At 64.8% G+C, this 13546-nt stretch carries 10 protein-coding genes; 4 read left to right on the top strand and 6 right to left on the bottom strand.

Going from position 1 to position 13546, the window contains the following annotated elements; all coding sequences use genetic code 11:
• The 6 genes from R2601_RS27055 to R2601_RS16585 form a co-directional block, all read right to left on the bottom strand.
• The coding region (locus R2601_RS27055; protein ID WP_007800391.1) for a solute carrier family 23 protein at positions 1-565 on the bottom strand (565 nt) is incomplete at its 3' end.
• A 234-nt stretch (positions 566-799) separates the two neighbouring features.
• The gene (locus R2601_RS16565) at positions 800-1891 is read right to left on the bottom strand and encodes an ABC transporter ATP-binding protein (protein ID WP_007800393.1); all 1092 of its coding nucleotides are present in this window, start codon (positions 1889-1891) and stop codon (positions 800-802) included.
• A 19-nt stretch (positions 1892-1910) separates the two neighbouring features.
• Positions 1911-3566, bottom strand: a complete 1656-nt coding sequence (locus R2601_RS16570; RefSeq protein WP_007800395.1) for an alpha-amylase family glycosyl hydrolase — start codon at positions 3564-3566, stop codon at positions 1911-1913.
• 15 nt (positions 3567-3581) lie between these two features.
• A complete protein-coding gene (locus tag R2601_RS16575; protein ID WP_007800396.1) occupies positions 3582-4838 on the bottom strand; it encodes a carbohydrate ABC transporter permease in 1257 nt (418 codons plus the stop codon).
• A gap of 2 nt (positions 4839-4840) precedes the next feature.
• The gene (locus R2601_RS16580) at positions 4841-5815 is read right to left on the bottom strand and encodes a carbohydrate ABC transporter permease (RefSeq protein ID WP_007800398.1); all 975 of its coding nucleotides are present in this window, start codon (positions 5813-5815) and stop codon (positions 4841-4843) included.
• An 86-nt stretch (positions 5816-5901) separates the two neighbouring features.
• On the bottom strand, positions 5902-7266 hold the full coding sequence (locus R2601_RS16585; protein WP_007800400.1) for an ABC transporter substrate-binding protein: 1365 nt from the start codon (positions 7264-7266) through the stop codon (positions 5902-5904).
• A gap of 213 nt (positions 7267-7479) precedes the next feature.
• Here R2601_RS16585 and R2601_RS16590 point away from each other — a divergent pair, with 213 nt between their 5' ends.
• The 4 genes from R2601_RS16590 (at position 7480) to R2601_RS16605 (ending at position 13351) form a co-directional block, all read left to right on the top strand.
• Complete coding sequence (locus R2601_RS16590; protein WP_007800402.1) at positions 7480-8550, top strand: LacI family DNA-binding transcriptional regulator; 1071 nt, start codon at positions 7480-7482, stop codon at positions 8548-8550.
• Between the two features lie 11 nt (positions 8551-8561).
• A complete protein-coding gene (locus tag R2601_RS16595; protein ID WP_007800404.1) occupies positions 8562-9893 on the top strand; it encodes a GH1 family beta-glucosidase in 1332 nt (443 codons plus the stop codon).
• Positions 9890-10873 carry a glucokinase gene (locus R2601_RS16600; RefSeq protein ID WP_007800406.1) on the top strand — a complete coding sequence of 328 codons (984 nt, stop codon included), beginning with the start codon at positions 9890-9892 and terminating at the stop codon, positions 10871-10873. The genes R2601_RS16595 and R2601_RS16600 overlap by 4 nt, the downstream gene beginning before the upstream one ends.
• 93 nt (positions 10874-10966) lie before the next feature.
• Positions 10967-13351 carry a glycogen/starch/alpha-glucan phosphorylase gene (locus R2601_RS16605; RefSeq protein ID WP_007800408.1) on the top strand — a complete coding sequence of 795 codons (2385 nt, stop codon included), beginning with the start codon at positions 10967-10969 and terminating at the stop codon, positions 13349-13351.
• The last annotated feature ends 195 nt before the right edge of the window (positions 13352-13546 follow it).

Genomic DNA, 13546 nt, shown 5'->3' on the forward strand with positions numbered 1-13546 from the left:
GAGCCATGATCAGGTTGATCGGCTTGCCCAGGTCCTCGCCCGCGCCGACGCCGCCGGCGAAATCGGTGAAGCCCACCTTGACCAGAGACAGGCCGATCACGGTGATGACGATGCCGGTCACCGTGGGCGTGATGATCTTGCCGAGCTTGTCGATGAACTGGCTCAGCACGATCTCGACCACGCAACCGGCGAGGCAGAGACCGAAGATCATCGCCAGCATGTCTTCGGGCGTGCCGCCGTTGTTCTTGACCGCGAAGCCCGCGGCGAGGATCGGCCCGAGGAAGGCGAAGCTCGTGCCCTGCACGCTCAGAAGCCCCGAGCCAACCGGCCCGATGGTCTTGCACTGGATGAAGGTGGCGACGCCTGAGACCAGCAGCGACATCGCGATGAGATAGGGCACGTACTCGCCCAGCCCCAGAACCCCGCCTATCACCAGTGTCGGCGTCACGATGCCGACGATGGAGGCGAGGATGTGCTGGAACGCGGCCAGCGCCGCCGCGGGCGGCTCGGGCTTGTCCTCGAGCGTGTAGATGAGTGATCCGGTCGTTTGCGTGTCGGTGGCCATGGCGCCCTCCATCCTGTGTCCCCGGAAGGGTCAGACGCGCCGCGCCGGCTCTCCCGCAACAAGCTTTCGGAGATCGGGCGCGCCGGGCCAGTTCTTTGACGGTTCCATGACAGGCCGCGCGGGCCGGGCGTGGCAAACGCGCAAACCCGGCGCGTTCGCTTGAAGCCATGCACGTAAAACGGGCAGACGTTGGACCGCCTGCCCGTCTGTGGTCATGACGGCCGGACCCGCGCCTCAGCGGTAGAGCAGCGACACGCCCTCGCTGAAGAGATGCACCTTTTCGGGCGCGGCGGAGAGCGTCACCTCGGAGCCGCGCAGCCCCTTGTGGATGCCCGGCAGCTTGGCGATCACCGGCTCCTTGGAGGCGCCGTCATCGACGAAGTGCAACAGCGTCACCTCGCCGAGCGCCTCGGTCAGGGCCACCTTGCCGGTATAGGCCCCCTCGCCTTCCGCCAGCACGAAATCCTCTGGCCGGAAGCCAACGTTCACCTTCAGGCCCATATCGGCATCTGTGGTCGGCACGGTAGAGACCGCGCTGCCGCCGGCGTCCAGCCTCACGGTGGTGCGTTCGCCGGTCGCGATCACTTCGCCGGGCATCAGGTTCATCGCCGGAGAGCCGATGAACTGGGCCACGAACTCGGAATTCGGCGTCTCGTAAAGCTCGAGCGGCGAGCCGACCTGCGCCACGCCCTTGTTGGCCAGCACCACGATGCGGCTGGCCAGCGTCATCGCCTCGACCTGGTCGTGGGTGACGTAGATCATCGTGCGGTCGGGCATCTGCTCCTTGAGTTGCGCGATCTCGATCCGGGTGGCGACGCGCAGCGCCGCGTCGAGGTTCGAGAGCGGCTCATCGAAGAGAAAGACCTTGGGGTCGCGCACGATGGCGCGGCCAATGGCGACGCGCTGGCGCTGGCCGCCCGAGAGCGCCTTGGGCAGGCGGTCGAGATAGGGCTCGAGCTGAAGCATCTTTGCGGCACGGTCCACCGACTCGCGGATCTCGTCCTTGGACTTCTTGGCGATCTGCAGCGCGAAGGACATGTTCTCGCGCACGGTCATGTGCGGATAGAGTGCATAGCTCTGGAACACCATCGCGATGCCACGCTGCGCCGGCGGCACGTCGTTGACCCGCTGGCCGTCGATCTCGAGCGTGCCGGCGGTGATCTTCTCGAGCCCCGCGATCATCCGCAACAGCGTGGACTTGCCGCAGCCCGAGGGCCCGACGAAGACGATCAGCTCGCCGGCCTTGATGTCGAGATCGATGTGTTTGAGCACCTCGACGGTGCCGCCATAGGTCTTGCCAACATCCGTGAGTTTCAGATCGGCCATTTGCGTACCCCCTCCGAGATCAAGATTTCAGCGCCAGCACGGGCTGCCAGCGCCCGAAATGCAGCTTGCCGTCGGGCGCCGGTCCGGCCGATCCGAGCTCGGCTCCGATCTGGTGCCAGGTTCCCGCCGGCGCGTTTATGGTCACGGGTTCGTCGCCGATGTTGAAGGCGCAGAACAGCTCTTCGCGACCGAGGCAGCGGCGGAAACTGAGCACCGTGCCGTCGCAGTGCACCTCCGAGATGTCGCCCTTCTTCAGCGCCTCGTGGCTGTGCCGGAACGAGATCGCCCGGCGGTAATGATGCAGCATCGCCAGCGGGTCGGCCTCTTCTCCCGCGACGGTGCGGCTGAGATGGGCGTGGCTCACCGGCAGCCAGGTGCGCATGGCACTGCTGAAGCCGCCATTGTGCTCGTTGGGATCCCAGACCATCGGCGTGCGGGCGCCGTCGCGGCCCTTGAAGGCGGGCCAGAAGCGCTTGCCATAGGGATCCTGAAGATCCTCGAAGGCGACCTCTGCCTCTGGCAGCGCCAGTTCCTCGCCCTGGTAGAGGCAGGCCGAGCCGCGCAGGCACATCATCAGCGTGATGTAGAGCCGGGCCGCCGCCTCGGGGATGTTCCAGCGAGTGATGTGGCGCACCACGTCGTGGTTCGAGAACGCCCAGCAGGCCCAGCCGCCCGGCGCCTTCTCTTCCATGTCGTCCATCACCTTCTTGATGAAGGCAGCGGTGGGCGCGTGGTCCGAGAGCAGCTCGAAGGCGTAGGACATATGCAGGTGATCGTCGCCACGCGTGTACTCGCCCAGTACCTCGAGCCCGCGCTGATCCTCGCCGACCTCGCCCACGGCGGCGGCGTCGTACTCGTTCATCAGCGTGCGCAGCCGCGCGAGGAAGTCGAGATTCTCGGGCTGGGTCTTGTCGTAGAGGTGGTTCTGCCAGGTGTAGGGATTCACCGCCGGAGCGGTGATCGGGTTGCGCTCTTCTGGCGGCAACGCCGGATTGTCGCGCAGCTGCTCGTCGTGGAAGTAGAAATTCACCGTATCGAGGCGGAAGCCATCGACGCCCCGGTCGAGCCAGAACTTCGTCACGTCGAGAAGCGCCTGCTGCAGCGCTGGCTCGTGGAAGTTCATGTCGGGCTGCTCGGTGAGGAAGTTGTGCAGGTAGTACTGGCAGCGGGTCGGATCCCATTGCCAGGACGAGCCGCCAAAGATCGACAGCCAGTTGTTGGGCGGTGTGCCGTCGGGCTTGGCATCGGCCCAGACATACCAGTTGGCGCGCGGGTTGTCCTTCGAGCTGCGGCTCTCCTTGAACCACGGATGCTCGATCGAGCTGTGCGAGATCACCAGGTCCATCAGCACCTTGAGGCCAAGCGCGTGGGCGGTCTCGATCACCGTGTCGAAATCCGACAGCGTGCCGAACATCGGGTCGATGTCGCAGTAATCGCTGACGTCGTAGCCGAAATCATGCATTGGCGAGCGGAAGAACGGCGAGATCCAGATCGCGTCCACACCGAGCGAGGCGACATAGGGCAACCGCTGGGCGATGCCCAGCAGGTCGCCGACCCCGTCGCCGTTGCTGTCCTGATAGCTGCGCGGGTAGATCTGGTAGATCACCGCGCCGCGCCACCAGTCGGGATCCTTCTTGAGGTGGCGTTGCGCGGTCATGTCCGGAGTGTCGGTCATGGGGTGTATTCGTCCTTATTTCACCGAGCCGGCCAGCAGGCCGCGCACGAGGTATTTCTGCATTGCGAAGAAGACCACCAGCGGCACCGCGATCGACACGAAGGCGGCGGCGGCGAGGATGCCCCAGTCGCCCCCGCGCGACCCCAGAAGGTCGTCGGCGATCTTGACGGTCATCACCCAGCTCTCGCTGTTGGACGGCAGGAAGACCTTGGCCACGAGCAGGTCGTTCCATGTCCACAGGAACTGGAAGATGGCGAAGGAGGCCAGCGCCGGGAAGCTCAGCGGGAGCACGATCTTGGTGAAGACCTGGAAATCCGTGGCGCCGTCGACCTTGGCGCTTTCGATGATGTCACGTGGCAGGCCGATCATGTAGTTGCGCAGAAGGTAGACCGCGAGTGGCAGGCCAAAGCCGGTATGCGCGAGCCAGATGCCGAGGAAGCTCTGCCCGATGCCGATCTGGTTGTGCAGCGTCAGCATCGGCACCAGCGCCAGCTGCAACGGCACCACCAGAAGGCCCACCACGGCCGCGACGAGCCAGCCGCGCCCCGGAAAATCCATCCACGCCAGCGCGTAGGCCGCGAAGGCCGCGATCAGAATCGGAATGACCGTCGCGGGCACCGTCACCGTCAGGGTATTGATGAAGGCACGATCCATGCCATCGGAGGTCAGGATCTGGCGGTAGTTCTGCCAGCCGAAATCCGGTGGCTGCTTGGTGATGACATAGAGCGAGGGCGCGCGGCTGATCTCGCCGTCATTCACGTACGAGAAATCGCCGTTTTCGGCAACGGTCAGCGACCGTTGCAGCACCGCGCTGCCCGGCGTGATCGGCAACCCGTCCTCGGTGGCCTCGGGGAACTCGGGTTCGCCATCGGCGGGATAGGCGATCTCGATGCGCTCGTCGTCGATCTCGCCATCCTCTTCTGTCACCTCGACCTCGAACCACGCGTAGGTCTGGCCCACCTCGGCGGCGCCCGGGTCGCGCCCGGTCAGCCCGAAGCCCGACACGCTGCCCGAGCCGGCCTCGAAGACATTGCCCTCGAGCACGTAATAGTCGCCGTCCTGCGTTACGCCCTCGGGCTCGGGGCGCATTCGCTCGGCGCTTTCGACCGGGAACATCGCGGCCCACCAGCCGGTCTCGGAGATCTGCTCGCGGTCGCGGAAAGACGACACCAGAAGCCCCACCGTGGGGATCAGCCAGATCACCACGAGACACAGCACCGCGATATTGGTTACAAGGCTGAGCGAGGATTTGTGGCCTGCAATATTGTCCATGATTACAGCTCCTTGCGCGCCTGGCGGATGTTGTAGATCATCACCGGCGTGACGATCAGCATGATCACGAAGGCGACCGCCGTGGCGCGCCCGTCATCGCGGAACATGTAGCTCATCATGTAGCTCGGCAGGATCTCGGTATCGAAATTGCCGCCCGTCATCGTGTAGACGATGTCGAACACCTTGAGCGTCAGGAAGGTGATGGTGGTCCAGACCACGGCGATGGTGCCGGCGATCTGCGGGATCTTGATGCGGAAAAAGATCTGAAACGGGTTGGCCCCGTCGAGGATCGCGGCCTCGATGGTCTCTTCCGGGATGCCGCGCAGCGCCGCCGAGAGGATCACCATGGCAAAGCCGGTCTGCATCCAGACCATGATGATCATGACGAAGAAATTGTTCCAGAACGGGATCTGCAGCGGGTCGATGGCGGCAAGGCCGAAATAGTCGCGCACGGCGTTGATGATGCCGATGTTCGGGTCGACCGCGTAGACGAATTTCCAGATCAGCGAGGCACCGACGAAGCTGATCGCCATCGGCATGAAGATCAGCGACTTGGCGATGGAGCCCCATCTCAGCCGGTCGGTGAGCTGCGCCACCAGCAGGCCGAAGAAGGTCGCCGCGGCTGGCACGAAGAGCACCCAGAGGAAGTTGTTGAACAGCGCCACGCGGAAACCGTGCTCGGAGAACATCTGCACGTAGTTGCCGAGGCCGATGAACTCGTCGCCCGATCGGTTGTAGAGCGAGCGAAGGAAGCTGCCGACAACCGGATAGACGAGGTAGAGCCCCAGAGCGAGGATCGCCGGCATCAGGAACAGCCACGGCCGCACCGCGGTCGCGCGGGCGATGTTGCGGCCCTGGTCGTCCTTGCGCGCCGGAAAGACGAAGCGGTCGAGAATGATGTTGGAGAGGTAGAAGTAGCCCACGCATCCGCCGACCCCGATGATGATGGTCAGAATGCCCTGAAGGATCGGTGACATGGCGTGCGTGCTCCCCTCGCGTTAGCCTTGTGGGCGGCCCCCCGCGCCAAGACGGCACGGGGGAGGTTTGTTGTGGCGTCAGCCGGTCAGCGGATCGAGTCCCAGCGGTCCTGAATGGTCTCGGCCACGCTCTCGGCATCGTCGCCGCCCACGTAGTCGATCATGCCCGTCCAGAAGGCGCCTGCGCCGATCTCGGCCGGCATCAGGTCGGAGGCATCGAAGCGGAAGGTGGTCGCGTCAGCGAGGATCTCGCCCATCGCGCGCTGCGCGTCGGTGGCATATACCTCCGGGTTGACGCCGGCATGGGCGGTGAGGAACCCATCCTGCGCCATCCACAGCTCATGCGCGATCGGCAGCTTGAGATACTCGAGCATCACGTTCGTCGCCTCGGACGGGTTGGTGATCGAGAACAGCGTGCCGGCGCCCAGCACCGGATTGCCGAGATCCTTCTCCTCGTAGGACGGGAAGTAGAAGAAATCGACGTTGTCGCCAAGCTCGGCGCTGTCCGGGAAGAAGGCCGGGATGAAGCTCGCCTGACGGTGCAGGTAGCAGGTCGGCGGCACCGCGAAGAGGCCCGAGGGGCTGTCGCGGAAATCGGTGGTGGCCGCGGCCTGCGCGCCGCCGCGCACGTACTCGTCGTTGCGGATGAACCAGCCGAATTCGTCGATGCTCTCGACAACCTGCGGGTCGTTGAACGGGATCTCGTTGGTCACCCACTGATCGTAGACCTCCGGCGCGTGCATCCGAAGCATCAGGTCCTCGACCCAGTCGGTTGCCGGCCAGCCGGTGGCCGCACCGGACCCCAGCCCGATGCACCAGGGCGTGCCGCCGTCATCGACGATCTGCTCGGTCAGCTCCTTGAGCTCTTCCATGCTCTCGGGGATCTCGTAGCCCATTTCGTCGAAAGCGATCGGCGAATACCACACGAGACTCTTGAGATCGACGCGGTAGAACAGACCGTAGACATGCTCCTCGCCGTCCTCGCCCTCATAGGTCGACAGGTCGACCCAGCTGTCCCCGGCAGAGAAGTTCTCGGCCACCCACTCGGCGGTGTCGTCGGGCAGCGGCGTCAGCAGGCCCTGGCTCGCCATGTCGGCGGCCAGGCCCGGCTGCGGGAACACCGCGAGATTGGGCGCGGTGCCGGCGCGGGCCGAGATCACGATATCCTGCTCGAAGCTGTCGGAGCCGGAATAGTTGACGTTGGCGCCGGTGGCCTCTTCGAAGTAGCGGAAGACGACGTCCACCTTTTCCTTCTCGTTGCCTGTCCAGGGGCCGGTGATCTCGACGGTCTGGCCGCTGAGGTCGTGCTGTTCGGCAAAGGTCTCGTAACCGTCCCACTGGAAATCGCCCTCGCCCACCTCGAAGGGCATGTCCTGGGCAAAGGCGGCACCGGCGGACAGCGCGAGAACTGCGGCACTGCCTAGAAACGAGGGTTTCGAGAGATACTTCATGTGTGATCGTCCTCCACGGTTTCGCGAGATACGGCTCGCGCGTTCACCGCTTTGAGGCGAGTCACCCCAAAGCGCTTTGAAGTTGGCCGAGCGTTGCGTGTTTCCAACGGCAAGTCAATCGCCATATAGCTTCTTTTTCTGAGGTTTCCATGCTGCACTGCAGCTTTCCGCGGCTTGAACAAAACCCCTTTTCGTCGTGTTGGATTTGCGTCTATGGTGATGGTCATCCGAAGCGCTTTGGAGGGCCGTGCCATGAATCTGAAGCAACTCGCCGCCCATCTCGGACTGTCGCAGACGACCGTGAGTCGCGCCCTCAACGGCTATCCGGAGGTCAGCGAACAGACGCGCATCCGCGTGGCCGAGGCCGCGCGGGCGCTGAACTATTCCCCCAACGCCCGCGCCAAGGGGCTGGCGACGGGCCGCGCCATGGCGATCGGGCACGTGATCCCGATCTCGACCCAGCACGAGATGGTCAATCCGGTCTTCGGGGATTTCATCGCCGGCGCGTCGGAGGCCTATCTCAAGGCCGGCTACGACATGACGCTGTCGCTCTCGGGCGACGAGGACGAGGCCGACAATTACCGCCGGCTCAAGGCCAAGGGTCACGTCGATGGCATCATCGTGCACGGACCAAAGATGGCCGACGGGCGCATCCCCTTCCTGCGCGGGCTCGACCTGCCCTTCGTGGTGCATGGCCGCGCCTCCGAACTCGACATTCCCTACAGTTGGATCGACATGAACAACACCAGCGCCTTCAAGCGCGCGACTTCGTTCCTGCTCGATCTCGGCCATACCCGGATCGCGCTGCTCAACGGGCTCGAGTTCATGGATTTCGCCTATCGCCGCCGCATCGGCTATGAAGAGGCGCTGACCGACCGTGGCATCGCGCCGGATCCGGCCCTCATGCGCGGCGAGGAGATGACCGAGCCCTTCGGCTACCGCGCTGCCGCCGAACTGCTGGCCGCCGCGCATCCGCCCACCGCCTTCCTGACCTCGTCGCTGATCACTGCCATCGGCATCCGCCGGGCGATCCACGAGGCCGGGCTCGAGATGGGCCGTGACGTGTCGGTGATCACCCATGACGACGATCTGAGCTACCTCGCCAATGGCCGCGACATGCCGATCTTCACCGCCACCCGCTCCTCGGTGCGCGAGGCCGGACGGCTCGCAGCCGAGATGCTGCTGCGCCACATCGCGGCACCGGCGCGCGATCCCGAAACCCATCTTCTCGAAGCACAACTGATCATCGGCGGGTCCACCGGCCCTGCCCCGAAACCGACTTAGGATTTGCACTCATGCTCTTGACCCGAAAGGACTTCCCCGAAGGCTTCACCTTCGGCACAGCCACCTCGAGCTACCAGATCGAGGGCCACAAGTTCGGCGGCGCGGGCCGCACCCATTGGGATGATTTCGCCGATACGCCCGGCAACGTGGTCCGGGCCGAGAATGGCGACGTGGCCTGCGACCATTATCACCGCTATGCCGAGGATCTCGATCTCGTGGCCGCCGCCGGTTTTGACGCCTACCGCTTCTCGATCTCCTGGGCGCGGGTGCTGCCCGAGGGCCGTGGCGAGGTCAATGCCGAGGGGCTCGATTTCTACGACCGGCTCACCGATGCCATGCTTGAGCGCGGGCTCAAGCCCTACGCCACGCTCTACCACTGGGAGCTGCCCTCGGCGCTGGCCGATCTCGGCGGCTGGCGCAACCGCGACATCGCGCAGTGGTTCGGCGATTTCACTGAGGTGGTGATGTCGAAGCTCGGCGACCGCATGGAGACCGTGGCCCCGATCAACGAGCCGTGGTGCGTGGCGTGGCTGAGCCATTTTCTTGGCGGCCAGGCACCGGGCCTCAGGGACATCCGCGCCGCCACCCGCGCGATGCACCACGTGCTTCTGGCGCATGGGCGCTCGATCGAGGTGATGCGCGGGCTTGGCATGTCGAACCTCGGCGGCGTGTTCAACCTCGAATGGTCCGAACCCGCCGACAGCAGCGAAGAGGCCTATCAGGCCGCCGCGCGCTATGACGGCATCTACAACCGCTGGTTTATGGGCGGCGTGTTCAAGGGCGAGTACCCGCAGATCGTGCTCGACGGGCTCGAGCCGCACATGCCGACCAACTGGCAGGACGACATGGCGCTGATCTCGCAGCCGATCGACTGGTGCGGCATCAACTACTACACCCGCAAGCTCATTACCGCCGACAAGAGCCCTTGGCCCTCGCTCAAGGAGGTCGATGGCATCCTGCCCAAGACCTACATGGGCTGGGAGATCTATCCCGAGGGCCTGCTCAACTTCCTTGAGCGCACGGCACGGGAATATACCGGCGAGTTGCCGATCTTCGTCACCGAGAACGGCATGGCGGCGCATGACGACATCGTCGCGGGCGAGGTTCAGGACGAGCACCGCATCGCCTATATCGAGGCGCATCTGGCGGATGTCCGGCGTGCCATCGCGCGCGGCGTGCCGGTGAAGGGCTATTTCTGCTGGTCGCTGCTCGACAATTACGAATGGAGCTTTGGATACGACAAGCGCTTCGGGCTGGTGCATGTGGATTTCGACACGCTTGCGCGCCTGCCCAAAGCCTCCTACCACGCGCTCAAGGGGGCGCTAACGGAGGGCCAGTCATGAGCCACGCGATCACCGCAGTTCTTGCCGATATCGGCGGCACCAACACCCGCGTCGCGCTGGCAGCCGGCCCGACGGTGCAGGAGGCCAGCGTCAAGCGCTATCGCAATGCCGAGTGGAGCGGCATCGGCGCCGTCCTGCGCGACTATCTCGATGCCGCCGAGATCGCGCCCGACGCCGCCTGCGTCGCCATGGCGGGCCCGGTGCGCGACAGCGCCGGCAAGCTCACCAACCTCGATTGGGAGGTGAACCGCGAGATCTTGCAGGACGCCACCGGCGCCCGCACCCTCGCGGTGCTCAACGACATGCAGGCGCAGGGCCATGCGCTGGGGCACATCCCCATCGAGAACCTCACCACGCTGCACACGGGCGCGCCCGCCAGCCCGCATTCGGCGCGGCTGGTGGTGGGGGTCGGCACCGGCATGAACGCCGCACCGGTCTATCGCCTTGGCGAGCAGACGCTGGTGCCGCCGGGCGAGGCCGGCCATGCCACGCTTGCGCTGCGCTCGGATGACGAGTTGCGGCTGTTCCAGTACGTCTCGCGCAAGCATGACGGCGCAGGCGTCGAGCATTTCCTCTCGGGCCGCGGCTTCGAGCGGATCTGGCACTGGCTCTGCGAGGAGGACGGTGTCACCGATGCCTCCAAGGTCGACATCCCGGCCGCCGAGATCATGGCGCTGAAGGAAGCGGGAGATCCGCGCGCCGCGCGGGCGGTCGAGACCTTCTCGCGGCTGCTGGGCCGGGTCTGCGGCGATCTGGCGCTGATCACCCTGCCCTTCGGCGGCCTCTACCTGATCGGCGGCGTGGCGCGGCATTTCGGCCCCTACCTGCTCGAGAACGGTTTCACGGAAGGATTCCGCGACAAGGGCCGGTTCAGCACCTTCATGGATCAGTTCCCGGTGCATCTGGTCACCGATGACTTCGCAGCGCTTACGGGTTGTGCATGTCACCTGACCGAACAGCTGCAATTGCAGAACCATTGAGACGGTAACCTTGTATTCTGACCGGAAGCGCTATTGATAGCAGGACACTCCGCTCAGGAGCACCTCTGACCCTATCGAGCGAGCCAAAAGACCATGCTGCAACTTTCCACGCCCTCCCTGCGCGACTCGATCCTGCGCCATCTGACCTATTCCTTCGGCAAGGATCCCGAGCACGCCATTCTCGAAGACTGGCGCATGGCGCTGAGCTACGCGGTGCGCGACCGCATCGTCGATGCGTGGTTCAAGGCCACTCACCAGACCTATGAGACCGGCGCCAAGCGGGTGTATTACCTGTCGATGGAATTCCTCATCGGGCGCCTGCTCGAGGATGGCATCGTCAATCTCGAACTGGTCGAGGAGGCGAAATCGGCGCTGGCCGAGTTCTCCAAGGATTACAACGACGTGCTGGCGGACGAGCCGGATGCGGCGCTGGGCAATGGCGGGCTTGGCCGGCTTGCCGCCTGTTTCCTCGAAAGCCTGTCGACCATCGGCTGCCCGGCGCATGGCTACGGCATCCGCTACGAGCACGGCCTGTTCAGGCAGAGCTTTGTCGGCGGCCGCCAGGTCGAACAGCCCGAGCTCTGGCTCGGTCAGCGCCACGCCTGGGAATTCGAACGCCCCGAGGTGCGCTATCGCATCGGCTTTGGCGGCCACGTCACCAACCACGGCGAGACCGTGCGCTGGCACCCGGCCGAAGAGGTCGAGGCCGAGGCGTTCGACACGCCGGTGGTCGGATGGAAGGGCCGCTGGGCCAATACCCTGCGCCTGTGGTCGGGCCGCGCGATCCATCCGTTCGACCTTGCCGCGTTCAATCACGGCGATTATGCCGCCGCCGCCGCCCCCGAGGCGCTGGCGCGGACCATCAGCCGCGTGCTCTACCCGGACGACACCACCGAGCAGGGTAAGGAGCTACGCCTCAAACAGGAGTACTTCCTGACCGGTGCTGCGCTGCGCGACATCCTGCGCCGCTTCAACAACCAGTTCGGCGACCTGCGCAAGCTGCCCTCGAAGGTGGCGATCCAGCTCAACGACACTCACCCGGCCATCGCCGGGCCCGAGCTGATCCGCATCCTGCATGACGAGCGCGGCATTCCCTTCGACGAGTCGATGGACATCGCCCGCAACACGCTCAGCTACACCAACCACACGCTCCTGCCCGAGGCGCTGGAAAGCTGGGGCGAGGCGCTGTTCGGCAGGCTGCTGCCGCGTCACATCCAGATCATCGACCAGATCGACAACGAGCACGCCAACCGCAACCCGTCGCGGACCCAGTCGATGCGCGCCGACCATCAGGTCAAGATGGGCCAGCTCTCCTTCGTCATGGCGCACAAGGTCAACGGCGTCTCGGCGCTGCACACCGAGCTGATGAAGACCACCGTGTTCGAGGAACTGCACAACCTGCACCCCGACCGCATCGTCAACCAGACCAACGGCGTCACGCCGCGGCGCTGGCTGCTGGCCTGCAACCCGCGCCTCGCCGGCCTGATCACCGAGTCGATCGGCGAGGTCTGGGTCGACGATCTCGAGCAGCTCGAGAAGCTCGAACCCTATATCGAGGACGCCGGCTGGCTCGACCGCTACGGCAAGGTCAAGCGCGACAACAAGGTCGAGCTGTCGAACTGGATGGGCCAGGCGCATGGCTTCCATGTCGATCCCGACATGATCTTCGATGTGCAGATCAAGCGCCTGCACGAGTACAAGCGCCAGCATCTCAACATCCTCGAGACCATCGCCCACTGGCTCGAGATCCGCGACAACCCGGATGCCGACTGGACGCCGCGGCTCAAGCTTTTCGCCGGCAAGGCGGCGCCGGGCTATTTCTTCGCCAAGGACATCATCCGCCTGATCAATGATGCGGCGGCGGTGATCAATGCGGATCCGCTGACCAACAAGTATCTCAAGATCGCCTTCCTGCCGAACTACAACGTGACGCTGGCCGAGCGGCTGGTGCCGGCAGCCGACCTGTCGGAGCAGATCTCGACCGCTGGCAAGGAAGCCTCGGGCACCGGCAACATGAAGTTCGCGCTCAACGGCGCGCCCACCGTGGGCACGCTTGACGGCGCCAATGTCGAGATCCGAGATCACGTGGGTGCCGAGAACTTCTTCCTCTTCGGCATGACCGCCGAGGAGGTGATGGAGCGCCGCATGGTCGAGAGCCACGCCCAGAAGGCCATCGCTGCAGATCCGCGCCTTGCCCGCGCGCTCGAGGTGATCCGCGAGGGCCGCTTCTCGCCCGCCGAGCCCGAGCGCTATCACAACATCACCGGCAATCTCGAAGGTGCGGATTACTTCCTCGTCTGCTCGGACTTCAGCGATTACTGGCGCGCGCAGCGCGAGGTGGATGCGGCCTTCAAGGACCAGCAGGGCTGGGCCCGGATGGCGGCCTTCAACACCGCACGCTCGGGCTGGTTCTCGTCCGACCGCACGATCCGCGGCTACATGAAGGATATCTGGGACGCCAAGAGCCTTCTCGACTGATACGCGATAAGAGTTGACGCGAGTCATTGCAGCTCGCGTCAATCGCACTAAAGTTCGAGGCATGACTGATGCAAATCATCCTCCCGCCTCGGAATTTCATCGCCTGACCCAAGGTCAGCACGACGATCCCTTCGCCCTGCTCGGGCCGCACAGGACAGAGGGTGGTGACCGCCATGTCACCGCCTCGACCCCGCG

It is taken from the genome of Salipiger bermudensis HTCC2601 (assembly GCF_000153725.1).
Taxonomy (GTDB): Bacteria; Pseudomonadota; Alphaproteobacteria; order Rhodobacterales; family Rhodobacteraceae; genus Salipiger; species Salipiger bermudensis.